Source organism: uncultured Acetatifactor sp. (assembly GCF_948601915.1).
Classification (GTDB): domain Bacteria; phylum Bacillota; class Clostridia; order Lachnospirales; family Lachnospiraceae; genus Acetatifactor.
The window spans coordinates 10,853-33,624 of the sequence record NZ_CAPDXS010000044.1; the positions used below are offsets into that span (position 1 = coordinate 10,853).

At 57.3% G+C, this 22,772-nt stretch carries 21 protein-coding genes, 1 tRNA gene and 1 pseudogene (1 of these 23 cut by a window edge); 3 read left to right on the forward strand and 20 right to left on the reverse strand.

The window, feature by feature from the left end:
* A pseudogene (locus tag Q2B33_RS24520) lies at window positions 1-1,343 on the reverse strand (homocysteine S-methyltransferase family protein) (it extends 1,227 nt beyond the left edge of the window).
* Window positions 1,344-1,544: 201 nt separating this feature from the next.
* Here Q2B33_RS24520 and Q2B33_RS09515 point away from each other — a divergent pair.
* Entirely contained in the window at window positions 1,545-2,021 is a 477-nt protein-coding gene (locus Q2B33_RS09515) for a hypothetical protein (protein ID WP_296478554.1), read from the forward strand.
* Window positions 2,022-2,164: 143 nt separating this feature from the next.
* Here Q2B33_RS09515 and Q2B33_RS09520 read toward each other — a convergent pair whose 3' ends face one another.
* The 9 genes from Q2B33_RS09520 to argH all read right to left on the reverse strand — a co-directional run bounded on the left by Q2B33_RS09520 (window position 2,165) and on the right by argH (window position 11,185).
* Window positions 2,165-2,452 (reverse strand): hypothetical protein, encoded by a 288-nt coding sequence (locus Q2B33_RS09520; RefSeq protein ID WP_296478552.1) that lies wholly within the window; start codon window positions 2,450-2,452, stop codon window positions 2,165-2,167.
* 43 nt (window positions 2,453-2,495) lie between these two features.
* The gene (locus tag Q2B33_RS09525) at window positions 2,496-2,912 is read right to left on the reverse strand and encodes a DUF2752 domain-containing protein (RefSeq protein ID WP_300571657.1); all 417 of its coding nucleotides are present in this window, start codon (window positions 2,910-2,912) and stop codon (window positions 2,496-2,498) included.
* A 9-nt stretch (window positions 2,913-2,921) separates the two neighbouring features.
* Window positions 2,922-3,461 (reverse strand): DUF4190 domain-containing protein, encoded by a 540-nt coding sequence (locus Q2B33_RS09530; RefSeq protein ID WP_300783040.1) that lies wholly within the window; start codon window positions 3,459-3,461, stop codon window positions 2,922-2,924.
* Window positions 3,462-3,744: 283 nt separating this feature from the next.
* Window positions 3,745-4,755 (reverse strand): GGGtGRT protein, encoded by a 1,011-nt coding sequence (locus tag Q2B33_RS09535; protein ID WP_300769891.1) that lies wholly within the window; start codon window positions 4,753-4,755, stop codon window positions 3,745-3,747.
* A gap of 88 nt (window positions 4,756-4,843) precedes the next feature.
* Window positions 4,844-5,536, reverse strand: coding sequence for an iron-sulfur cluster assembly scaffold protein (locus Q2B33_RS09540; protein WP_296458511.1), 693 nt, complete (start codon window positions 5,534-5,536; stop codon window positions 4,844-4,846).
* A gap of 177 nt (window positions 5,537-5,713) precedes the next feature.
* On the reverse strand, window positions 5,714-6,385 hold the full coding sequence (locus Q2B33_RS09545; RefSeq protein ID WP_300783042.1) for a UDP-N-acetylglucosamine pyrophosphorylase: 672 nt from the start codon (window positions 6,383-6,385) through the stop codon (window positions 5,714-5,716).
* A 63-nt stretch (window positions 6,386-6,448) separates the two neighbouring features.
* Window positions 6,449-8,635, reverse strand: a complete 2,187-nt coding sequence (locus Q2B33_RS09550; protein WP_300783044.1) for a DNA topoisomerase — start codon at window positions 8,633-8,635, stop codon at window positions 6,449-6,451.
* 10 nt (window positions 8,636-8,645) lie between these two features.
* The gene (asd, locus tag Q2B33_RS09555; RefSeq protein WP_300571668.1) at window positions 8,646-9,731 is read right to left on the reverse strand and encodes an aspartate-semialdehyde dehydrogenase; all 1,086 of its coding nucleotides are present in this window, start codon (window positions 9,729-9,731) and stop codon (window positions 8,646-8,648) included.
* A gap of 47 nt (window positions 9,732-9,778) precedes the next feature.
* Complete coding sequence (gene argH, locus Q2B33_RS09560) at window positions 9,779-11,185, reverse strand: argininosuccinate lyase (RefSeq protein ID WP_300571670.1); 1,407 nt, start codon at window positions 11,183-11,185, stop codon at window positions 9,779-9,781.
* Window positions 11,186-11,483: 298 nt separating this feature from the next.
* On the opposite strand from argH, the gene Q2B33_RS09565 reads away from it, so the two are divergent.
* Both Q2B33_RS09565 and Q2B33_RS09570 read left to right on the forward strand, forming a co-directional pair.
* Window positions 11,484-12,251: an ABC transporter ATP-binding protein gene (locus tag Q2B33_RS09565; protein WP_296458529.1), complete on the forward strand. Its 768-nt coding sequence runs from the start codon at window positions 11,484-11,486 to the stop codon at window positions 12,249-12,251.
* Window positions 12,241-13,086: an ABC transporter permease gene (locus Q2B33_RS09570; RefSeq protein ID WP_300571672.1), complete on the forward strand. Its 846-nt coding sequence runs from the start codon at window positions 12,241-12,243 to the stop codon at window positions 13,084-13,086. Before Q2B33_RS09565 ends, Q2B33_RS09570 begins: the two co-directional genes overlap by 11 nt.
* A 61-nt stretch (window positions 13,087-13,147) precedes the next feature.
* Here Q2B33_RS09570 and Q2B33_RS09575 read toward each other — a convergent pair whose 3' ends face one another.
* The 10 genes from Q2B33_RS09575 to Q2B33_RS09620 form a co-directional block, all read right to left on the reverse strand.
* Complete coding sequence (locus Q2B33_RS09575) at window positions 13,148-13,294, reverse strand: hypothetical protein (RefSeq protein ID WP_300571674.1); 147 nt, start codon at window positions 13,292-13,294, stop codon at window positions 13,148-13,150.
* Between the two features lie 34 nt (window positions 13,295-13,328).
* Window positions 13,329-13,401 (reverse strand) — tRNA-Thr (locus tag Q2B33_RS09580).
* Between the two features lie 95 nt (window positions 13,402-13,496).
* Window positions 13,497-14,414 (reverse strand): mechanosensitive ion channel family protein, encoded by a 918-nt coding sequence (locus tag Q2B33_RS09585; protein ID WP_300913966.1) that lies wholly within the window; start codon window positions 14,412-14,414, stop codon window positions 13,497-13,499.
* A 39-nt stretch (window positions 14,415-14,453) separates the two neighbouring features.
* Complete coding sequence (locus Q2B33_RS09590; RefSeq protein ID WP_330684690.1) at window positions 14,454-15,464, reverse strand: ATP-binding cassette domain-containing protein; 1,011 nt, start codon at window positions 15,462-15,464, stop codon at window positions 14,454-14,456.
* Window positions 15,454-16,128, reverse strand: coding sequence for an ABC transporter ATP-binding protein (locus Q2B33_RS09595; protein WP_300571690.1), 675 nt, complete (start codon window positions 16,126-16,128; stop codon window positions 15,454-15,456). Before Q2B33_RS09595 ends, Q2B33_RS09590 begins: the two co-directional genes overlap by 11 nt.
* A gap of 38 nt (window positions 16,129-16,166) precedes the next feature.
* Window positions 16,167-19,013, reverse strand: coding sequence for an ABC transporter permease (locus Q2B33_RS09600; protein WP_300783048.1), 2,847 nt, complete (start codon window positions 19,011-19,013; stop codon window positions 16,167-16,169).
* An 11-nt stretch (window positions 19,014-19,024) separates the two neighbouring features.
* Complete coding sequence (locus Q2B33_RS09605) at window positions 19,025-20,116, reverse strand: efflux RND transporter periplasmic adaptor subunit (RefSeq protein WP_300571680.1); 1,092 nt, start codon at window positions 20,114-20,116, stop codon at window positions 19,025-19,027.
* The gene (locus tag Q2B33_RS09610) at window positions 20,103-21,200 is read right to left on the reverse strand and encodes an efflux RND transporter periplasmic adaptor subunit (protein WP_300571682.1); all 1,098 of its coding nucleotides are present in this window, start codon (window positions 21,198-21,200) and stop codon (window positions 20,103-20,105) included. The genes Q2B33_RS09605 and Q2B33_RS09610 overlap by 14 nt, the downstream gene beginning before the upstream one ends.
* A 123-nt stretch (window positions 21,201-21,323) precedes the next feature.
* Window positions 21,324-22,535: an efflux RND transporter periplasmic adaptor subunit gene (locus Q2B33_RS09615; protein WP_296478160.1), complete on the reverse strand. Its 1,212-nt coding sequence runs from the start codon at window positions 22,533-22,535 to the stop codon at window positions 21,324-21,326.
* A gap of 16 nt (window positions 22,536-22,551) precedes the next feature.
* A partial coding sequence (locus tag Q2B33_RS09620; RefSeq protein WP_330691366.1) for a hypothetical protein occupies window positions 22,552-22,772 on the reverse strand: 221 nt, incomplete at its 5' end.

Genomic DNA, 22,772 nt, shown 5'->3' on the forward strand with positions numbered 1-22,772 from the left:
GAGAGAGGCAGCAGGATGAACATGGCACCGTATTTCTTTACGATCGGCAGGAGCTTCTCGAATTTCTCCGCCTCCAGCGACACAGAGTTCACCAGGGCCCTGCCGGGGTAATGCCGAAGCGCCGCCTCCAGCACCTCCACATGGCTGGAGTCCAGGGAGAGGGGCAGATGGGACACGCCGCCTATCTCCTCCAATGCCCGCAGCATGGTCTCCTTTTCGTCGATGCCGCTCATGCCCATGTTCACGTCCAGGATCTGCGCGCCGCACTGCTCCTGCTCCTCCGCGAACTGCACCACCTTATCGAAATTCCCCTCCCTCAACTGGGCCTGCAGCAGCTTTTTCCCGGTGGGATTGATGCGCTCCCCCACAATCAGGAAGCTGCCCTCCAGACCGAAGGCCACCGTCCGGCGCTCCGAGGCCAGGTATCGGATGCCCTCTCTCCTGCCGGCCCTTTCGGGGGCGGGGCCTTTCCCGAAGGTGTCGCAAAGCTTCCTTATGTACTCCGGCGTAGTCCCGCAGCATCCCCCCAGGACGGAGGCCCCGGCCTGGGCCAGAAGCTTCATCTCCTCCGCGAAGGTGTCCGCGTCCATGTCATAATCGGTACGCCCTCCCTCCAGATGGGGCAGGCCCGCATTGGGCTTGGCGATGATGGGAATCCCTGTGCAGGCAGCCATGTCTGCGATCACCTGCTTCATTTGGGCCGGGCCTGTGGAGCAGTTGGCCCCCACAGCAGCGGCGCCCAGGGATTCCAGCACGATGGCAGCGGTCATGGGATCCGTTCCGAACAGGGTCCTCCCCTCCGCCTCAAAAGTCATGGTCACCATTACCGGCAGGTCGCAGACCTCCTTTGCCGCGATCAGCGCCGCCCGGGCCTCCGCCAGGCTCATCATGGTCTCCACCACCAGGAGGTCTGCCCCTGCGTCCGCCAAAGCCCTGATCTGCTGCTTATAGACATCTATCAGCTCTTCCAGCTCCATATCCCCCACCGGGGACAGCTGCCGCCCTGTCATGGTCAGGTCTCCGGCCAGGTACACCGGCCTGTCCGCCTCCGAAGCCGCCTGCCTGGAAATGGCCACCAGGCCTCTCACCATCTCCTCCAGCCGCCCTGCCAGCCCGTAGTCCGCCAGCTTTATCCTGTTGGCCGTAAAGGTGGGCACATACAGGATGTCCGTACCGGCCGCCACATACTGCCTCTGGAGCTCCAGCATCACATGGGGATGCTCCAGGATCCACTGCTCCGGACAGACGCCGGAGGGCATGCCCGCCCTGACCAGGTTGGAGCCTGTAGCCCCATCCAGATATAGATACGATTTCGCTATGCTGTCAAATTCCTTTTTCGTCATGTCATCCTCAATTCCGCCGCCGGATTCCCCTGCGCCGTCTCTTCTCAAAAATCTCAATCTTTATCATACCATAGACATAATTTAATCGTAAAGGGGCGGATTTATCCAATTTGTGATACAAAACTGTTGCGGAAATCAGCAAAATGTGGTAGATTTTAATAGTATTTTGTTTGAACGGCATGAAAACGGAGGTCAAGGCAATTGAAAAAGAAATTACATATCGTTTTCGCGGCGCTTTTCACCGCTGTCATACTGACAGCCTGCGGCGAGGATTCCGAACTGACCCGTTTCCGAAAAAGCATCGACAGCTTCTGTACCAGGATTTCCGAGATAGACAGCTCCATCAACCACATTGACGCGGAGTCGGAGGAGGCCACCACCGAACTGCTCTCCTATCTGGACGATTTGGACGATACCTTCCGGACCTTCGCGGAACTCGACTTTCCCGCCGAGTTCGATTATCTGGAGAATCTGGCGGACGAGTCCAGCGAGTATATGACGGAAGCGGTGAAGAACTATCACCAGGCTTATGGCGGCGATGAATATGACGAGTCCACTGCGGAATATGCCAAGCAGAACTATTCCAGGGCTTATAAGCGGATTCAGATCATCATCTCCTTCCTCCATGGAGAAGAGCCTACGGATCCGGATCTGACCATTGAATACCAGACTGAGTGACAATGGAAAAGGCTCATCGAATGATTGCAAAGGCCCATCGAACGATGAAAAGGCCCATCGAACGATGAAAAGGCCCATCGGTGCGAACCGGTGGGCTTTTTTGTTTGTTCCGCTGTCAGACCCTGCCGTCGGATTGCTTCGCATCACTTCAGCAGCTTGATGATTCCCAGCAGGGGAATCTCTTTATCCTGATCCTGGAATGCGTATACGACTCCCAGGACACCGCAGAAAAACGCCACGATCCTCAGAATCCATACGAACCATCCGATAATGGGGATACGTCCCATAATCGCGAGGACGATGAATGTCAGATGCACCACGAGTCCCTGATTCAGATGGAACTTCGCTCCATCCCTGTCCCCTGCGAAATACGCTACGAACCACCCTACAATCGTCAGATAAGACACGATTCCTGTTGCCTTTCTATCCATTTCCGTTACCTCCATCTCTTTTGTCTCTTTGCATCCTGCATGTCTACATCATTATGCCCCAAAACAGCCGGAGCACATTCTTCACGATAAAATTCAATACAATCAGGCCTATGGCCGCGTACAGATACCAGGTCTGGTATCGCCAGCCTCGCACATGCCTGATACCCAGCCGTTCCAGCCCCTGCGTCAGCATGAAGCCGCCGCCCACTACAGCAAGGTAAGGGATGAGGGGATGATACCAGAGCGCTTCCAGCAGCCTGCCGTGGACAAGCGCCGTCAATGCCCTGGTACCGCCGCATCCCGGACAATAGATGCCCAGAACTTTGTCGAAAAAACAGGGCATCCTGGGCACTGTATCGCCCAGGGCGAAATGATATACCGCCCATATGCCGGCTCCTGCCGCCAAGAAAATCAGCCCGATATAGAACAACTCCGTCTCCAGTTTCCTCTTTCTGTCCATCCCGGCTGTCTACATCATATCCTGCAGCATGTCGAAATAGTTCATCTGTATGAGCTGGTTGATGACCATGGCGTAATAGACGATTGCAATCGCCCCCAGAATCAGGCCTATGATAGAACACACCATGCCGGCCGTCCCCACGCCGTTCTTGCTGCGCTTATTGCCCATGACGGCACAGATGAGCCCCGCTATTCCGAAAATGAGAGCCGGAACGCCGTAACAGCAGCAGGAGCATATGGCCAGGATGCCGCACACCAGCCCGGCAATCTGTAGGCCATTGGCCGTATTGTCCGAGCCAAAGTCGTTTGCGCTCTGCTGATAGGGAATGTTCGCCGTATAGTCCTGATAATTGCTGTACTGCGCGTTCTGCTGTCCTGTCCCGCCGGATGCCTGCTGCCCGCTGTCCTGATAACTGCTGTACTGCCCCTTCTGCTCATAGGCAGACCAGGCGTCGTCTGCGCGTTCCGTCAGCTTCGCGCCGCATTCCCTGCAGTACGTCGCGTTCCCGTCATCCTGATACCCACATATAGGACATATTTTTTTACTCATCGCATCTTCTCCACTTCTATGTTCCAGGTTCTATTGGATTGTTCACTATTCTTTATTATACAATAGGGGGCGCTGAATTTCCAGACATAATATGTAAAAATTTAAATTTTTAGTTTCTTAGCAGAAATTCTTCTGTTTTTCTATTGACAAATTTCCATCCTTCCGATACTCCTGTTTTCCTCCCTGACATGGAAAAAGTACCGCAACCCCTGGAGATTACGGTACTTTCAAGCCTTCCGGCGTTTTCAATCCACAAGATATATTTAGAACATGCAATCGTTTCCTAGAAACGATTTTCCTTGGCAGCTTCCTCGATCGAGACAGCCACAGCCACGGTAGCGCCTACCATGGGGTTGTTGCCCATGCCGATGAGGCCCATCATCTCCACATGCGCGGGAACGGAGGAGGATCCTGCGAACTGCGCGTCAGAGTGCATACGTCCCAATGTATCCGTGAAGCCGTAGGAAGCGGGGCCTGCAGCCATGTTGTCGGGATGCAGGGTACGTCCCGTGCCGCCGCCGGAGGCAACGGAGAAGTATTTCTTGCCGGCCTCGGTGCGCTCCTTCTTGTATGTACCTGCTACGGGATGCTGGAACCTGGTAGGGTTGGTGGAGTTGCCGGTGATGGATACGTCCACGTTCTCCTTCCACATGATGGCCACGCCCTCGGGAACGCTGTTGGAACCGTAGCAGTTCACCTTTGCGCGGAGCCCCTCGGAGTAGGGGATTCTCTCGATTTCCTTTACTTCGTTGGTGTAAGGATCGTACTCGGTCTCAACGAAGGTGAATCCGTTGATACGGGAGATGATCTTGGCGGCGTCTTTTCCAAGGCCGTTGAGGATGACGCGCAGAGGCTTCTGGCGTACCTTGTTGGCCTTCTCAGCGATACCGATAGCGCCCTCTGCGGCGGCGAAGGACTCATGTCCTGCCAGGAAGCAGAAGCAGTCGGTATCCTCTTCCAGCAGCATCTTGCCCAGATTGCCGTGGCCCAGGCCTACCTTACGGGTATCCGCAACGGAGCCGGGGATGCAGAATGCCTGAAGGCCCTCGCCGATGGCGGCGGCGGCTTCCGCAGCCTTGCGGCAGCCCTTCTTGATGGCGATGGCAGCGCCTACGGTGTAAGCCCAGCATGCGTTCTCGAAGCAGATGGGCTGGATCTTCTTCACCTGCTCGTATACGTCAAGTCCTGCGTCCTTGGTGATCTTCTCCGCTTCTTCGATAGAGGAGATGCCGTAGCCCTTCAGTACTTCCGTGATTTTATCAATGCGTCTTTCATATGATTCAAATAAAGCCATTTTTTCCTGTCCTCCTTATTTTTCTGGAAGCTTCCCAAACCGTTCTGTCCGTTGAGAAGCATTGCATGACGGCTTAGGCGGCCATGCCTCACTCTTTTCTGGGATCGATGACCTTCACGGCGTCGGCTACGCGGCCGTACTGGCCCTTTGCCTTCTCGTAGGCGGTGTTGGGGTCGTCGCCCTTCTTGATGAAATCGGTCATCTTTCCAAGGCTCACGAACTCATAGCCGATGATCTCGTCGTTCTTGTCCAGAGCGATGCCGGTCACATAGCCTTCCGCCATCTCCAGATAACGGGGACCCTTCTTCAAAGTACCGTACATAGTACCGACCTGGCTCCTGAGCCCCTTGCCCAGATCCTCAAGGCCTGCGCCGATGGGAAGGCCTTCCTCGGAGAATGCGCTCTGGGTACGTCCGTAGACGATCTGCAGGAACAGCTCCCTCATGGCGGTGTTGATGGCATCACATACAAGGTCGGTATTCAGCGCTTCCATGACAGTCAGGCCGGGAAGAATCTCAGATGCCATAGCTGCGGAATGGGTCATGCCGGAGCAGCCGATAGTCTCCACCAGAGCCTCCTGGATGATGCCCTCCTTCACGTTCAGGGTCAGCTTGCATGCGCCCTGCTGGGGAGCACACCAGCCCACGCCATGGGTCAGACCGGAAATGTCTTCCACCTTCTTCGCCTGCACCCACTTTGCTTCTTCAGGGATAGGCGCACAGCCATGGTGCACACCCTGAGCGACTGTGCACATTTCTTCAACTTCCTTTGAATAGATCATGTGAAATCTCCTTTCAATTATGTAAGTTATTATTCATCACAACAGAAAGCCCGCAGAAGCGCACTTCCTGTTGCATATCAATTTGGAAATTGACATATAATAATCTCTTCCTTCATTTTCTCATACTTACGGGAAAAAATCTAGTATTTTTTGTAAAAAAATATCCTTCTAAAAATATCATTCCCTCTTCCCGACAATTTCCGTGGCCTTTTTGTAGATGCTCCCGGCGGGTATCACGCCCCTGACCATGGATGCGGGGTAGATGTTCGTGTTCCGGCCGATGACGGTTCCGGGGTTCAGGACGCTGTTGCAGCCCACCTCCACGTTGTCGCCAAGCATGGCCCCCATCTTCTTCAGGCCTGTCTCGATGGAGATGCCCTCTCCCTTTACCACCACCAGGGTCTTGTCACTCTTCACGTTGGAGGTGATGGAGCCTGCGCCCATATGGGCTTTGAAGCCCAGGATGCTGTCCCCCACGTAATTGTAATGGGGCACCTGAACCTTGTTGAAGAGAATCACGTTCTTCAGTTCCGTGGAATTGCCCACCACGGCCCCCTTCCCCACGATGGCGTTGCCTCTCACGAAAGCGCAGTGGCGGATTTCCGCGTCCTCGTCCACGATCAGCGGCCCGTTCAGGCAGGCTGTCGGGGCCACCTTCGCGCTCTTCGCCACCCAGATGTAATCGCCCCGCTCTTCATAGATGTCCTTTGGAAGGCTCTCGCCCAGGTCAATGATGAAATCGTGGATCTTCGGGAGCGCCTCCCATGGATAGGTCAGTCCTTCCAACAGTCCGGCTGCGATTGTCTCCTTTAAATCATACAATTCCGAAACGGTGATTTCGATGCTCAATTCAAGTCACTCCTCCCTTGCTTTGCCTTTTCGGCGCTCTGTGCCCATGCCTGCGGAGGGCATTTACCTGCCCTTCGTCTGCTGCTTTGTCTGTCTCCTGCCCGCGGACTCGGCGGATTGATAATTCGTGGCAGCCGCCTGGAACTGCGCGAACAGAGCGCCCTGGTTGCGCAGCTGCTTGACGTACTCCGTCCTGCGGCCCACGAAGCCGTTGAGCTTGTCCATGTATTCCCCGGAGGTGATATCCCCGTCGGCTACCAGTGTCAGTCCCTTCTCCCAGCTTGCAGTCAGGGCCGGATCCAGCAGCGCCTTGATGGAGCTGCCCACCACATCGTATATCATCTCTCCCATGAGGGTGGGGGTCAGCACCTGCGTCTTCTTGTTCAGGGCCAGGTATTCGATGTTCACCAGCTTCTTCAGGATCTCCGCCCTGGTGGCGCTGGTGCCGATGCCGCTGCCCTTGATCTGGGCCCGCAGCTCCTCGTCCTCGATGAACTGCCCGGCGTTCTCCATGGTGAGGATGATGCTGCCGGAGGTGTAGCGCTTGGGCGGCGAGGTCTCGCCCTCCTTGACTTCATAGGAGTCCACAGCCAGCTTATCGCCCTTTTTCAGGGCGTTCAGAAGCTTTATGAACGCCTCGTCTCCCCTGAGCTCCGTCTCATTGTTCTCCGTGTTCCCGCCGCCTTTGCCGGAGTCCGTTCCGTTCTCTTTCCCTGTGCCGGCTCCATCCGCAGCCTTCTTGGCATTGCCGCTTCCGTCCTCCCCTGCAGGCGAAGCGCCCGCCTCCCTGTCCGCGGCCGCCCCGCCGTTGTCTTTTTTCACCGCAACCTTCAGATACCCTTCCTCAATCAGCACCTTGAAGTTGGCAAAGAACCGCTCTTCCTTCACCCGGATGCAGAGGGCGAATTTCTGATATACGGCAGGCGGGTAAAAGATGCTCAAGAATCTGCGCACAATCACCTCATAGACCTTGGCGGAAAGAGGCGGCAGGCTGTTCAGATTGTTCAGCCCCTGGCCTGTGGGTATGATGGCGTAATGGTCGGTAATCTGCTTGTCGTTCACGTACCTGGTCTTGGCGATTCCCTTGTAGCTTCCGTTGTTCAGGATCTCCGCGGCAAAACCGGCGCCTGGTCCAAATCCCCGCAGGCCTCCTATGTTCTTATGTATCTCCTTTGCCACCGCCGTGGACAGGACTCTGGCATCCGTCCTGGGATAGGTGACCATCTTCTTCTCGTACAGCTCCTGCACGATCCGCAGGGTCTCGTCCGGGCTGATTTTGAACATCTTCGAACAGTCGTTCTGTAGCTCCGCCAGGTTGTAGAGCAGGGGCGGGTTCCTGTTCTCCTTCTTCCGGCTGATGCTCTCCAGCAGGATGTCCCCCACCGGCTCTCCCTCCAGATGGGCGATGAGGCCCTTCGCGTCCTCCTCCTTCTTGAAGCCGTTCTCCTTGTAGAGCTTCGGGGAGGCGTACCAGGCGGAGGGCGGAGGAGCCACACCCTCGCCCCCTACCGCCCGCCACTCGCCTTGGAAGCTTCTGTCCTGTATCTTGAAGGTTCCCAGCACCCGGTAGAACGGCGTCTTGACAAAGTTGCGGATCTCCCGCTCCCTGTTCACCACGATGCCCAGCACACAGGTCATGACGCGGCCCACCGAGATGACGGCCCTGTCGCGTTTCAGGTAATCTTTTACCACATTTCCGTATTTCAACGTCAGGGCCCGGGAGAAGTTGATGCCCATGAGGTAATCCTCCTTGGCCCGCAGGTACGCGGCGGCGCTTAAGTTGTCGTATTCCTTTAAGTCCTTTGCCTCCCGGATGCCCCGCAGAATCTCCTCCTCTGTCTGGGAGTCGATCCAGACCCGCTTCCGCTCCTTGCCCCTGACGCCTGACATCTGCTCCACCAGCCGGTAGATGTACTCCCCCTCCCGCCCGGAGTCCGTGCACACGTAGATCGTGGTCACATCTGGGCGCTTCATGAGGGAGCTCACAATAGTATATTGCTTTTTGGAGCTTTCGATGACCTCATATTTATATTCTTCTGGAAGGAAGGGGATGGTGTCGAAGCTCCATCTCTTTAATTTCTCGTCATAGGCGTCCGGATAGCTCATGGTGACCAGATGGCCCACGCACCATGTGATGATCGTGTCCGCCGATTCCAGATAGCCGTCCCTGGATGTGGTATTCACTTTCAGCGCGTTTGCGAATTCCCTGGCCACACTGGGCTTCTCCGCAATAAATAAACTCTTTCCCACTCTGTCTTCCTTACTTCTTCTCAATATATCCGTGGGCCTTCAAAAGCTCCGCACAGAGCACCGCGCCGCCTGCCGCGCCCCTGACGGTGTTGTGCGACAGGCCGACGAATTTATAATCATAGACCGTATCCTCCCGGAGCCTTCCCACGCTGACGCCCATGCCCTTCTCGAAGTCCACGTCCAGGGCCACCTGGGGCCGGTTGTCCTCCTCCAGGTACTGGATGAACTGCTTCGGCGCGCTGGGAAGCCGGAGCCTCTGGGGCTCGCCGGAAAACTCCCGCAGCTTCCCGATCAACTGTTCCTTTGTGGGCTTCTTCGCGAACTTCACGAAGACTGCCGCCGTATGGCCGTTCAGCACGGGGACGCGGATGCACTGGCATGTGATCACAGGCCCATTTGCAGGCACGATCGCGCCGTCCCTCACCTCACCCCAGATGCGCAGGGGCTCCCTCTCGCTCTTCTCCTCCTCGCCGCCGATGTAGGGAATCACATTCCCCACCATCTCCGGCCAGTCCTGGAAGGTCTTGCCCGCGCCGGAAATCGCCTGGTAAGTGGTGGCCACCACCTCCACCGGCTCGAACTCCTTCCAGGCGGTCAGCACGGGGGCATAGCTCTGGATGGAGCAGTTGGGCTTTACCGCCACGAAGCCGCGCCGGGTGCCGAGGCGCTTCCGCTGGGCCTCGATGACCTCCATGTGCTCCGGATTGATCTCCGGCACCATCATGGGTACGTCAGGGGTCCATCTGTGGGCGCTGTTGTTGGAGACCACGGGGGTCTCCGTCCTGGCATAGTCTTCCTCTATCTTCCTGATCTCGTCCTTGGACATGTCCACGGCGCTGAATACGAAATCCACCTGGGAGGCCACTGCCTCCACCTCGTTGACATTCATGACCACCAGCTTCTTCAAGGCTTCCGGCATGGGGGTATCCATCTTCCACCTGCCCTCCACGGCCTCCTCATAGGTTCTGCCTGCGGAGCGGGGGCTCGCCGCTATGGTGGTCACTTCGAACCAGGGGTGGTCCTCCAGCAGGGCGATGAAACGCTGCCCCACCATGCCTGTGCCGCCCAGGATGCCTACTCTCAACTTTTCGCTCATTATCTTCTCCTCCTCTATTTTCGGAAATCTTTCCTCTCTAATCTGTTTTATTCTGTTTTATTCCGCTCTGCCAGCGATTCCTCTGCCAGATAGCTTTTCTGTTTTTCTATGACTGTCCTCATGGCCTCCGGCCCAGGCCCGCCGATGGTCAGGCGCTTTTCCACGCAGGTCTTAAGGGAAATCGCGTCATAGATGTCGGCCTCGAATTTATCGCTGATCCTCTGCAGCTCCTCCAGGGACAATCTGTCGATGGAGCTTCCCTTATCCACACAGTACAGCACCAGCCTGCCGATGATGCCGTGGGCATCCCGGAAGGGCACGCCCTTCCCCACCAGATAGTCCGCAGCGTCCGTGGCGTTGGTGAAGCCGTTCATGGCGCTCTCCGCCATGCGCTCTTTCCGGAACCGCATGGTGCGCAGCATGCCGGTGAACAAGGCCAGGCAGTCCTCCACCGTGTCTATGGCATCGAAGGTCAGCTCCTTGTCCTCCTGCATGTCCTTGTTATAGGCCAGGGGGATGCCCTTCATGGTGGTCAGCAGGGACATCAGCGCCCCGTAGACCCGCCCTGTCTTGCCCCGCACCAGCTCCGCGATGTCGGGATTCTTCTTCTGGGGCATGATGCTGCTGCCGGTGGAATAGGCATCGTCTATCTCCACGAACTGGTATTCGTTGGAATTCCAGATGATGATCTCCTCGCTGAAGCGGCTTAAGTGCATCATCACCGTGGACAGGGCCGCCAGGAATTCTATCAGGTAATCCCTGTCGGACACGGAGTCCATGCTGTTCAGGGTAGGCCCGGCGAATCCCAGCAGGGAGGCCGTGTAATCCCTGTCCAGCGGATATGTAGTGCCCGCCAGGGCCCCTGCCCCCAAGGGACAATAGTTCATCCTCTCATAGATGTCCGCCATGCGCTGCCTGTCCCGCCTGAACATTTCAAAGTATGCGCCGTAGTGGTGGGCCAGCGTGGTGGGCTGGGCCTTCTGGAGATGGGTGAAGCCGGGCATGTAGGTCCCGATATTCTCCTCCATCGCGGCCAAAATCACGGCCAGGAGGTCTTTCAGCAGTCCGTCCACCTCCGCCACATGCTTCCTGGTGTAGAGCCGCATGTCCAAAGCCACCTGGTCGTTGCGGCTCCTGCCGGTATGCAGCTTCTTGCCCGTGTCGCCGATGCGGCGAATCAGCTCCGCCTCCGCGAAGCTGTGGATGTCCTCGCAGCCTTCATCGATTTCAATCGTCCCGGCGTCCACATCCTGCCGGATTCCCGTCAATCCCTCCAGGATCTCGTCCCGCTCCCCTTCCGTCAGTATCCCCTGCTTCGCCAGCATGGTCACATGGGCCATGCTGCCCTCAATGTCCTCATGGAAAAGACGCCTGTCAAAGCCTATGGACGCATTGAAGTCGTAGACCAGCCTGTCTGTCTCCTTTGTAAAGCGCCCGCCCCATAATTGTGCCATATCTTCCTCCCGCTTTTGTCTCATTGAACCGTAAAACCGCATTTTTATACCAAAGACCGCCAGAATCTACAAATCTGTGACGTGTAGTATCCATTCTATCACGCATATTTGATTATAGCAAGCCTGGTTTTTTCACAATTCCGGCTGGGGCAATGCGGCCGGGGCAAAACATGCCGCGAATCGGCGCTGTCTTTCAGGATTCCCATGGGGCCTTTCGCCATTTCGGACAGGCAGTCCTAGAACCCCTGCCCGCCGTCCTTCATATGATATAGGAAAAAGGCAAACGGGAATGGCACATATGCAGAATATCCTGGAACTGAAGAACATCGGCTATTCCTACCACAGTCTCCACGGGGAGACGAAAGCGCTGCAGGACATCTCCTTCGGCGTCAGAGAGGGGGAGTTCATCGCCATCGTGGGGCCCAGCGGCTGCGGCAAGTCCACGCTGCTGTCCATCATCGCAGGGCTCCTGTCCCCGGAGGAAGGGACAATCGTGGTGAACAATCCCGACGGCTCCCTGCACTATCCGAAGATAGGCTACATGCTCCAGCGGGACCACCTGTTCGAGTGGCGCACTGTCTACAGGAACGTGACCTTAGGGCTTGAATTGAACCATAAAATGACGCCGGAACGCCTGGAGGCGGTAGACCGGCTCCTGAAGGACTACGGGCTGGACAAATTCAGGGATAAGCGCCCTGACGAGCTGTCCGGCGGCATGAAGCAGAGGGCGGCACTTATACGGACGCTGGCTCTGGAGCCCCAGCTCCTCCTGCTGGATGAGCCCTTCAGCGCCCTGGACTATCAGACCAGGCTTTTCGTGTCCGCGGATATCTGCAGGCTGATCCGGGCTGCGGGGAAGACCATGGTCATCATCACCCACGACCTGTCGGAAGCCATCAGCCTGGCTGACAGAATCATCGTCCTGTCCGGCCGTCCGGCCGTGGTCAAAAATGAGGTAAGCGTACATCTGACGCTGGCGGACGATTCGCCGCTGGCCGCGAGGAACGCTCCCGAGTTCCAGCAGTATTTCAATATGCTATGGGAGGATCTGACACATGAAAGCTGAACTGACAACGGATTCCGGAAAAAGGAAAAAGGCTTCCCCCGAATTGACCAGGCAGGAGGAGTTCATCCGAAAGCACAGAAGGCACCACCATGAAATCGCTTCCTGGCGCACGCTCATCTTCGTCCTGTTTATCGTCCTGTGGGAGATCAGCGCCAATCAGAAGTGGATCGACAGCTTCTTCTTCTCCAGCCCCAGCCGCGTGGCGCGCTGCTTCGTGGACCAGATCAGGCACAATGCCATGCTCTCCCACATCGGCGTGACGCTGCTGGAGACGGTGCTGAGCTTCCTGCTGGTGATCGCGTTCAGCCTCCTGATGTCCACGCTGCTGTGGCACTCCAGGAAGCTGTCCGAGATACTGGAGCCCTACCTGGTGGTGCTCAACAGCCTGCCGAAATCGGCCCTGGCGCCGCTGTTCATCGTCTGGCTGGGCACCGGCACCCGGACCATCATCGTGGCCGGCATGTCCGTGGCGGTCTTCGGCTCCATCATCAGCTTCTACACGGGGTTCCAGCAGGTGGACAATGAGAAGATCACGCTGATCTACACTCTGGGGGGCACAAGGCGGGACGCTTTCCTGAAGGTGGTGCTGCCGGGCTCCGTGCCCATCCTGCTCAGCACCGCCAAGGTGAACATCGGGCTGGCGCTGGTGGGGGTCATCATCGGGGAGTTCCTGGCGGCCAGGCGGGGGCTTGGGTATCTGATCATATACGGCTCCCAGGTGTTCCAGCTGGACATGGTGATCACCAGCATCATCGTGCTGTGCGTCATCGCCCTGGGCTTCTACAAGTCCATCCAAGCCATCGAGCACCAGATTCGGATACGGTTCAAGATGTGACCGTAGACGAAAAAAGGCCACAAGCTATTGCTTTGGCCTTACATAAAATCATATGAACGCATCACTGTTGGTCTTTCGCCATCGCTATTTTATCCAACAGCTCCACTATTTCCTCTTTTGTATACTCGCTCTTCTCACCATTCGCAAATATCAGGCGGAGCTCATACAAGGTAGCCATCTTGGTATCTTGCCTTTCCTTATCTGTCATTAAAAATACCTCCGACCAGCATTTTACTCATAAAAGCTTCTGACGGGACTCGAACCCGTGATCTATTGATTACGAATCAATCGCTCTACCAACTGAGCCACAGAAGCCTGTTCCGCAGAACCGAATATTATTATACAAGCTTTTCCCGTATTTTGCAACTGTTTTTTTGCTTTTTACAAATTTTATGGTTTTCCGCACTATTCTATCCTAATTTCCCGTCAATATGCACATCCAACTGGTCATACGCAATCTCGATCCCGCACGCATCCAACCTCAGCTTGCACTCCTCCGTGACGCGCCACTTGCCCTGCCAGAAATCCTCCTGCCTAAACCAGCACCGCACCCCCAGCACCACGGAGGAGCTGCCCAGCTCGGACACGAAGACCAGCATGTCCCGGTCCTTCAGCACCGCCTCGTCCTCCTCCAGTATCCCCATCAGCACAGCCTTGGCCCTCTTCAGATCAGCATGGTAAGAAATCCCCACCGTCACGTCCATCCGCCGTACCTCCTGCATGGTGATGTTCACCAGGCTGTTGTTGGCCAGGTTGCCGTTGGGCAGGATGACGGTCTGGTTGTCCGGGGTCAGGAGCTTGGTGTAGAAAATCTGGATCTCCGTCACCGTGCCCTCCTGGTTGGAATAGCTCTCCTTGATGTAGTCTCCCACCCGGAAGGGCTTCAGGGCCAGTATCAGCACCCCTCCCGCCAGATTGGACAGGCTGCCCTGGACCGCCAGGCCGATGGCCACGCCGGCGGAGCCCAGCACGGCCACCACGCTGGCCGCGTCCAGCCCGAAGGAGGACGCCAGCCCCATGACAAGCACCACGTACAGGGTGGCCTTGACAAAGGAATCCACGAACTGTATCACCCCCAGCTCTGCGCCCGCCCGCTCCATGGGTTTTTTAACGATTTTTCGTATTAACTTAATTACTTTTACTCCTATCAGGAAAAACAGCGCAGCCAGCAGGATGCGCAGCCCCAGGTTCAGGGCCTTCTCCGGAAGCGTGCCCAGGAATTCCTGAACCGCTCCTTTCCGTATCTGCTCCTCCACGCCCTCCATGATGCTGCCAGTGGCTGCCGCCAATCCATAATGTATCGTCATGAATCCATCATCCTTTCCCATGCCTCTTCCCGGTCTGCCGCAGAACATCCGGCTGTCCGTTTACGCTCCCTCTTCCGGTTCCTTCCCGCCCGGCGGGGCGGCCTTCTCCTTCGTGCCCCGAATCCGCCCCTGCTTCGCCCGCTGTCTCCCCGTCCCGTCGCCTGCCGGTTCTTTATCCGGCTCCTCCTCGGGGGCACTGATGACTATCTTTCCGTCTTCCATCTCCATGCGCACCTTGTTCCCCGAGACGCCCAGGCTCTCCAGGAATTCCCTGGGGATCTGGACCCGCCCGGCCTTGTCCAGCACGGCATACTCATCGTGGGCCTCCTCGAACATGCCGATGGAATCCAGCCTGTCCGCATAGCTCTGCTTCACGATCATCTCGCTGCTGGTCTTCCCGTCCCGGATGGCCACCACCCTGCTCACCTTCTTGGACAGCATCCGGTCGTGGGTCACGATGACGATCGTCAGCCCCAGGTTCTTGTTCAGGTCCCGGAACACATCCAGGATATAGTTGCCTGTCTTCGTATCCACGGAACCAGTGGGCTCGTCCGCCAGCAGGATCCTCGGATCGTTGGCCAGGGCGATGGCGATGGCGATACGCTGCTGCTCCCCGCCGGAGAGCTGGTTCAGGCGGCTGTCCTTTTTATGGCCCATGCCCACCATCTCCAGCAGCTCCAGGGCACGCTCCCTGCGCTGCCTCTCATTCTTCCCGCCGGTGAACCGCATGGGCATCTGCACATTCTGGCAGGCACTGAGGTAGGGAAGCAGGTTCCTTGCATTATTCTGCCACACAAAGCCCACGGTATTCCGTTTATATTCCACCAGTTCCCTTTCATTTAATTTGAACAGGTTCTTGCCGTCCACGGTGAGCTTGCCGGCAGAAGGACGGTCCAGGCCTCCCACCATGTTCAGGAAGGTGGACTTGCCGCTGCCGCTGTTGCCGATGATGGCCATCAGCTCCCCGGCGGCGATATTGAGCTCCAGCCCCTGGAGGGCCAGGACTTCCAGGTCCTTGGTCTTATAGATTTTCACCAGATTCTCACAGATAATGATATCCTCACCCAACAAACTCACCGTCCTCCAACTGGTAGACCACGTCCCCGATTTCCATCAGCCCCGTGTCATGGGTGGTCATGACGATCGTCACGCCCTCCGAAGCCGCCAGCTCCTTGAATATCTTCACCACCTGCAGGCCCGTGTTGGTGTCCAGCTCCGCCGTGGGCTCATCCGCGAACAGGACTTCCGGCCTGTGGGCAATGGCCCTGGCGATGGCCACCCGCTGCTGCTCTCCGCCGGAAAGCTCCTGGGGCAGATGCGCCAGCCTGCTGCCCAGCCCCACCATCTTCAGGCACTCCTCCACCCGTTCCCTGCGGCTGCCCTTGTACTTAGCCAGCCGCAGGGCGAATTCCACGTTCTCATAAGCGGTCATCATAGGCACCAGGGCCACGGACTGGAACACGAAGCCTATCTTCCTGCGCCGCAGAAGCCCCCGCTCCTTCTCGCTCATCTCCACGATGTTGCTGCCCTGGAGGAATACCTCCCCTTCCGAAGGGTAATCCAGGGCGCTCAGGATATTCATCAGTGTGGTCTTCCCCGAGCCTGACCTTCCTTTCAGGATGGCCAGTTGTCCCCTGGCGATCTCCAGATCCAGCCCCTTCAGGGCCCAGAACGTATCGCCTCCCGCCACAGGGAAGCCCTTTCTGACCCCCTTTGCCGAAATAATCTTCTCCATGGAACGCCTCTCTTCCATATGCCAGTCTTCTCCATATGCTAGTCCTCTCCCAGCTTCAGCGCCTGGGATATCTTGATCTTCGAAATCAGCCAGCCCAGAATGAGCATGCAGATCAGTATCGCCAGCCCAATTATGGCAAAGAGCCGCACATAGTCGCCCCTGGCGCTCACGATTTCCAGAGGTATCATCTGATCCGCCGAGGTATAGGCTATCTGAATCAGCGGGATGAACAGCCTGGATGTCAGGATGCCCACCAGGATTCCTGCCGCGATGGACACTCCCGTGATGAAGAGCTGCTCGTTGACCAGCATGGTCAATATCTCTCCCATGGACATGCCCATGGCGCGGAAGATGCCGAACTGCAGCGTCCTGGACTGTATGGACAGAATCCAGTAGATCAGGAAGCCCGTGATGCAAAGCAGCAGCACGCAGATGAATCCGATGGTCAGGATGCCGTTGGTCCCCTGGAAGATCGGGTCGTTCTTCAGCTCGATCAGCTCCGCCACGGCATCCTGGAAGAGGGCATATTGTGTTCCGGACTCCTCCGCGTAATCATAGATGAACTGCGACGAATCCTCCGTCTTTATCCAGACCTGGTAAGGGGATACCCCCCAGGAGGACTGCAGCTGGGACAGATGCGCCACGATGAGGAAATTGTCCTTCTCCGTATACAGGCCGTCGCTGCCCTTCACCCTGGTGACAGGCGAATAGCAGGGCCAGTAGTCCACGAATCCGTAGATGATGCCCCTCATGGCGTCGCCGCTTCCGTTGATGTAGGTCAGCACATCCCCCACCTCATAGCCGTACTTCTGCCGGAAATTGGAGGACACCAGAATGGCCCTTGCATTCTGGGAGATGGCGTTCAGATATTCATACCAGTGGACGGATAAGAGCGATTCCTTGAACCAGGCCGTCTCCCCGAATTCCCTGGTATGGATGCCCATGAGCATGGCGTTGCTGACTTTTCCGCCCTCCACGGATACGTTCACCTTTTTATCGATGAACACCTTCGTCAGGCTCTCTATGCCCTCCATGGTCTGGTATTTCCCGAAATCCGGCTCTTCGTAGGTCAGCTCCGCCTGGGTCTGCCCTGCGCCGCCCGGCGCTCCTGCCATGTTGTTCAGCATGGCGCTGTTGTCCTTCCAGACCTCCTGCAGCACCAGGTCGGCCCCGTCTGCATAGCGGATCCGCTCCTCCGCATTGGCATTGATCGTCCGCGCCGCCTGGGCGTTGAAGATTCCCATGGACAGCGTCAGGATCAGGAACACCATCAGGAAGCCCTGATTGCTCTTCGTCCGGATGATCCGCAGGAAAGAGGCATAGAGGGAAGTGGGCCACCACATTTTCCCGATGAGGAATATCAGCCGCACCAGCAGCGGGAAGATCCGAAGGACAAAGAGCCCAGCCCCCACCATGAACAGGGAGGAACAGAAGTACAGGAGCGGATCCAGGGACGCTCCCTCCAGGACCTTCTGGGCCAGATATTCCTTCTGCTCATAATACTGGTACAGGCCGTACAGGGACACTCCCAGCAAAATCACATCCAGGAAGCCCTTCTGCCACCAGGGGTTCCTGGACTTCCGGTTCTTCCCGCGCTTATGGGCCACAATGTTCACATTGGCGAACCGGATAACCGGCAGCACCATGGTACAGATGCTGAAGGCCGCTGCCGCCCCGGCGGCCATCCATACCTTGGCCCCGATCTCCACAGGCAGGGCCGCCCTTTTCACGAACTCCAGAAAAGAGTTGGACGCTCCCAGGAGCCTGCACATCAGCACGCCCAGCGGAATCCCTCCCGCCAGCCCCAGCACGGAGATGATCAGGCTCTGCAGCAGGTACACCAGCACGATTTGTCCTTTGTCCGCGCCCCTGCTCTTGTAGACCGCGATTTCGTTCTGCTCCATCTCCAGCATCTGCCTGGACACCATGAAGATGAAGGCGGCCAGAAGGACGAAAATCGGCATCTGCAGGATCAGTATGGTGGCATTGAGCTTCTGCGCCTGCAGCACGAAGTTTTCCATGGTGGATTTAAAATAGACGGCATTGCTTTTATAGCCCATCTCCTCGAAGGCCTTCAGATACCGCTCCAGCACGCCGAGGTAACGCTCCACCTGGTCCCCACGCATGGCAAGGTAATCCAGGGACGCGTACCATTCCGCGTTGAAGCCCATGTCCAGCCGTTCCTCATTGGCGAAGAGCTCCCGGAACAGCCCCTCGTCCATCAGGCAGACATCCCGCCAGGCCGTTGGCTCCGCCACCCAGTAGATATCCTGGGGCTCCCTGTTCTCGAAGATTCCCGCTATCCGGATCCGGTAGGGCTCCCCCGACGCGTCCTTCAGCGAAAGATCCAGCACCTCGCCCAGCATGAGGTTCTGATCCACAAAAGTCCTCTCGTTGACCATGACGTCAAAGGTGTTGCCGTCCAGCTCCCCCGCGCACATGTCTCCGTTGACGATGCTTAAGTGCTCCTTCTGATCCGTAAAGGCCGCTATCCTCAAAGTCAGCTCATTTTTCCTGCCGTCCACCGCCACCTCATGGGCGGCTTTCACATTGCCCTTATAATACTGGGTCACCATGAAGACCGCGGGCACGTCCAGCTCCGCCGTCAGTTCCTCCACCATCCGGGCCGCTTGGCCGATTTTCTCGAAATCGGCTTCCTTTCGGCCCCCTGCGGCGGCATAGGCCCCCCGCACGATTATCAGGCCGGGATAGGCGCTGCGCTCCACATAATAGCTGCTCAGGCTCCTGGTCAGGGTCCTCTGCAGGACTGCCTGGGAGTACATGGGGCTGGCCGCGGCGATGGCTATCATCAGCAGATTGCCCACCAGAAGGCTTATGACCATCCATTTCTTGCTCTCAATCTTGCGGAAGACAAAATTCAACATTGTGCCGCCCCCTAATCCGCTATCACGGTCTGCCCCTCATGAAGACCGTCCAGAATCCATACCTTCTCCCTGTTGTTCAGGCCGGGGGCCACATACCGCTTCTGCACCATGTCATCCTCCAACACATAGACATAGCTCTTCCCGTTTTCGGAATCCACGGCCCTCCAATCCACCAGGAGCACATCCTGCAGCTCCTCCACATTGAACTGGTACTGCAGGTTCCCCTCCAGCGCCTCCACCGGAATATCGCCGTAGAGCTCCACCAAAGCCATGCCCTGGGGCACCGATGAGGGCAGAATCGAGGGCGCCGCCACGACCCTGCCCTCATAGGTTTTCCTGTCGTTGCGCTTTCCCGCCTCCACGGTGACCTCCGCATTGTAGCGCAGCCTGCCGCTGGCATCATCGGCCACAAGATAGAAGCTCTCCGTGGAATGCATGGAGACTACAACAATATCTTTCGTCGCCGGATCCCCCGGGTTATAGGTGGCGATGGTGTCGATCACACCGTCAAAAGGAGCGAACAATGTATCGTCGGCAATCTCCTGGTCAATCTCCTCCAGGCTCTCCCGCAGTCGGGCAATCTCCCTCTCCGACTGGTAGACGAACTGCTCATATTCCGTCTCCGCTTTTCCCACCCGCAGCCGGGCGATGTTCAGCTCGCGCCCGTTCAGCTCCTGCAGCTTCTTTTTGGCCTCCTCTATGGCCGTCAGGCGCTCCTGCTTCCCCAGCTCCGCATCTTCGATTGCTCTGGCAAGGGACAGCGCCAGCGCCTCCCTGTCCGCCCTGCTCACATCGATATCGAAGGTGGCCAGGCTGTCGCCCTGTTTCACCTCCTGCCCTTTCCTCACCAGAATCTCCCGGAACCGGGCGTTGTCCTCCTCCCACCGAAGCTCGGCGGTAACCGGATAGTACATGCGCATGGATCCGCCCACGGTCTTTATATACGCTCCGCTCTCCGCCTGCACGGTCTCGTAATTCGCCTGTTCCGGGGCCAGGAGATCCCCGTCGTAAACAGGCTCCTCCTGTGCGCTTTCGCCGCATCCGCCGAGGACGGCGGCCGCCAGAAGCAGCAGCGCAGGCCCAAACGCTCTAATCCTGGACATAGACCATATCTCCTTCCTCAAGTCCCTCCAGGATCTCCGCTTTCGTATCCGTGGTCAGACCTGCTTTCACATCACACCGCACCCGGGCGCCGTCCACCTGCCTGTAGACATATTGCCCGCTCCCATCCCTGTACAGCGCATTTATGGGAATGGTCAGCACATCCTCCCTGTAGAGCTGATAGACCATGATCACGGCGAACTGGCCCGCGCAGAGCGCCGTATCCTCGGTCTCAAGGGAAAACCGCGCTTTCATCTCCTCACCTGCCAGGGCCATCTTCACCAGTTCGCTGTTCTCATAGGGAATGTAGCTGATTTCATATTCTTTCTCCATAATCTTCGCGCAGACTCTGTCCGCGCTGTTTATGGCTGATTCCGAGACATACTCCGCAGTCAGGCCCAGGCGGCTGTCGTCCGCCATGTAGATTACAGGGGTATAGCCAAGCACCGCATCCCCTTTTTTCCCATCGCTGACATAGACGATTCTTCCGCTGAAAGGGGCCGTAATCTCATTTTTCCCCACTTTATCCTGAAGCGCCCGCAGGGCCTCCTGCTTTTTCTGCAGTTCCAGGCCCCGCAGCTGCCTTGCCTCCTCCAGCTCCAGTTCCAGCTTACGAATCTCCAGCTCCTTGACTCCGCCCGTATATCCGAAGGTTCCGGCCTCATGCAGCATCTCCAGCTCCTCCCGGGCAATCTCGATGTCCGCGGCGGCCTGTCTGTCGCTGAACTCCCCCATTGTGACCAGGTCGTCTATCTCATCCTCCAGGCTCTCTATCTGTTCCGCGATATGCTCCTCGCTCAAAACGGCGAGGACGTCCCCCTCCTGCACCATGTCGCCCATCATGACATTGATTGCTTCCAGATAGCCGTCCACGGTAAAGGAAAGTCCCTCCGTATAGGGAACCACCTCACCGTTATAGGCAGACAGTTGATAGATATCCCCTGTCCGGGCCGTGGCTATGTCCATCTTTACATCCACCGGTTCCAGGAGTTCTGGCGCCTCCATGGAAGAATCCTTCTCTGTTCCGCATCCGGCCAGCCCTACGGAGAGGAGCAGTGCCGTCAGCAGTGCCGCTTTTCTCTTCATCCCACATTCTTCCTAACGAATAGATTCGTTTTCATGCCGCCTCCGTTTCCGTGCGGGGCCGGTTTAGTACCCCGATACATGAATCCCTAGCAATCAGTGCTCGGGAATTCGTGTACCGGCGCACTAGTTTACGATGACGCTGTCGCCCTCCGCAAGCCCGCTGACGACTTCTATGTAGTCATCGCTCTCCAGGCCTGTGACGACTTCCCGCAGAACCTTCAGTCCGTTCTCGTCCAGCATATAGACGAATTGGGCTCCCTCCGCCGCCTTTATGGCCTCCTTGTTCACGTACAGCACGTCCTCCCTCTGGTCCAGCGTGACCTGAACGGTTCCGGACTCCCCGTTTTCCAGGGTGGGATCGGGCTGGAGAAGCTGCAGATAGGCCATGGGCTCATCCCCCTCCTGCTGCTGCGGCAGCCCAAGCTCCGACGGCTCCACTGCCCGGACGGGGAATTCTTTTTTTCCGCAGAGGACCGTGGTCTGGGTGCCCACCGGAAAATACCGCGCGTCCTCCCCCTTTACGGTGAACACCACCGTGTCCAGGTCGGCAAGGATGACGAAGACCTTTCCCTTCACGGAGCGGTCGCCCTCTTTCGTCTTCTGAAGATATGTGACCGTTCCGTTGATGTCCGCGTAAATCCGCCGCTCCTGCAGCTCTTCCCTCAGCTCCTGCAACCGTAAGCCCGCGATGTAGATGGCGTCGTCCGCCTCCTGCAGCTTCCTTGCGTCGGCTTCCACAGCGGCGTCCCTCTGCTTTTCCAGCTCTATCTGCTGCAGCAGGATTGCGTTTGCCTGGTCTATATACGCTGCCTTCTCTTCCTCTGTCTGGTCATTTTTCGACCATGCCATCCGGTCCTTTATCTGATATTCCATATCCGCTATGAGGGCATCCTTCCTCTCCCTCTCCAGCCTCTGGTATTCCGGCAGATAGGAGCGGCTGACCTGCAGCGCCCGCAGCGCGTATTCCCCGTCGGAAATCTGCCGGGGCAGGTCTCCCTGTTCCAACTGCGCCAGCAGGGTCCCTTTCTCCACCTGCTGTCCCTCGCTGACATACACCTTGTCTATGTACAGGCCGCCCAGGGAGAAGCTGTATTTCTCCTGTCTGGCTGATGCGTAGGTGCATTTGACCCGTTTGGTCAAAACCATATCGCCCCGCATGACCGTGGTCTGCTGGTACTCCTCCGCCTCATAGGAGCGAATCACAGGAGCGGCAGGAAGCTCTTCCTCCTCCGGCATGATTCCGCAGGATGCAAGCGGCAGGCCTACGGCCAGCAATACCCCAAACAGCTTCCACGGGAGGCGTTCCTCCCGCGGAGGGCTATTCCTCCATCCCATCGCCCATTCCTCCTGTCTATCCGGCGACAGCCTTCTTTTTCCCGGCGCTCTTCTTCTCCGCTATGCCCTTCTTCCCTGCGGCGCTCTTCTTTTCCGCAGTCCTCTTCTTTTCTGCGGTGCTCTTATTCTCTGCGGCGCTCTTATTCTCTGCGGTGCTCTTATTCTCTGCGGCGCTCTTATTCTCTGCGGTGCTCTTATTCTCTGCGGCGCTCTTATTCTCTGCGGTGCTCTTATTCT

Coding starts and splice junctions, on each gene's coding strand:
- asd (WP_300571668.1), bottom strand. CDS start 9,731: ATGAGCGAAAAGTTGAGAGTAGGCATCCTGGGCGGCACAGGCATGGTG.
- Q2B33_RS09525 (WP_300571657.1), bottom strand. CDS start 2,912: ATGGACAGAAAGAGGAAACTGGAGACGGAGTTGTTCTATATCGGGCTG.
- Q2B33_RS09575 (WP_300571674.1), bottom strand. CDS start 13,294: ATGACAGATAAGGAAAGGCAAGATACCAAGATGGCTACCTTGTATGAG.
- Q2B33_RS09600 (WP_300783048.1), bottom strand. CDS start 19,013: ATGTTGAATTTTGTCTTCCGCAAGATTGAGAGCAAGAAATGGATGGTC.
- Q2B33_RS09605 (WP_300571680.1), bottom strand. CDS start 20,116: ATGTCCAGGATTAGAGCGTTTGGGCCTGCGCTGCTGCTTCTGGCGGCC.
- Q2B33_RS09585 (WP_300913966.1), bottom strand. CDS start 14,414: ATGGGAAAGGATGATGGATTCATGACGATACATTATGGATTGGCGGCA.
- Q2B33_RS09610 (WP_300571682.1), bottom strand. CDS start 21,200: ATGAAGAGAAAAGCGGCACTGCTGACGGCACTGCTCCTCTCCGTAGGG.
- Q2B33_RS09530 (WP_300783040.1), bottom strand. CDS start 3,461: ATGAGTAAAAAAATATGTCCTATATGTGGGTATCAGGATGACGGGAAC.
- Q2B33_RS09595 (WP_300571690.1), bottom strand. CDS start 16,128: ATGGAGAAGATTATTTCGGCAAAGGGGGTCAGAAAGGGCTTCCCTGTG.
- argH (WP_300571670.1), bottom strand. CDS start 11,185: ATGGCACAATTATGGGGCGGGCGCTTTACAAAGGAGACAGACAGGCTG.
- Q2B33_RS09570 (WP_300571672.1), top strand. CDS start 12,241: ATGAAAGCTGAACTGACAACGGATTCCGGAAAAAGGAAAAAGGCTTCC.
- Q2B33_RS09540 (WP_296458511.1), bottom strand. CDS start 5,536: ATGATCTATTCAAAGGAAGTTGAAGAAATGTGCACAGTCGCTCAGGGT.
- Q2B33_RS09535 (WP_300769891.1), bottom strand. CDS start 4,755: ATGGCTTTATTTGAATCATATGAAAGACGCATTGATAAAATCACGGAA.
- Q2B33_RS09615 (WP_296478160.1), bottom strand. CDS start 22,535: ATGGGATGGAGGAATAGCCCTCCGCGGGAGGAACGCCTCCCGTGGAAG.
- Q2B33_RS09520 (WP_296478552.1), bottom strand. CDS start 2,452: ATGGATAGAAAGGCAACAGGAATCGTGTCTTATCTGACGATTGTAGGG.
- Q2B33_RS09565 (WP_296458529.1), top strand. CDS start 11,484: ATGCAGAATATCCTGGAACTGAAGAACATCGGCTATTCCTACCACAGT.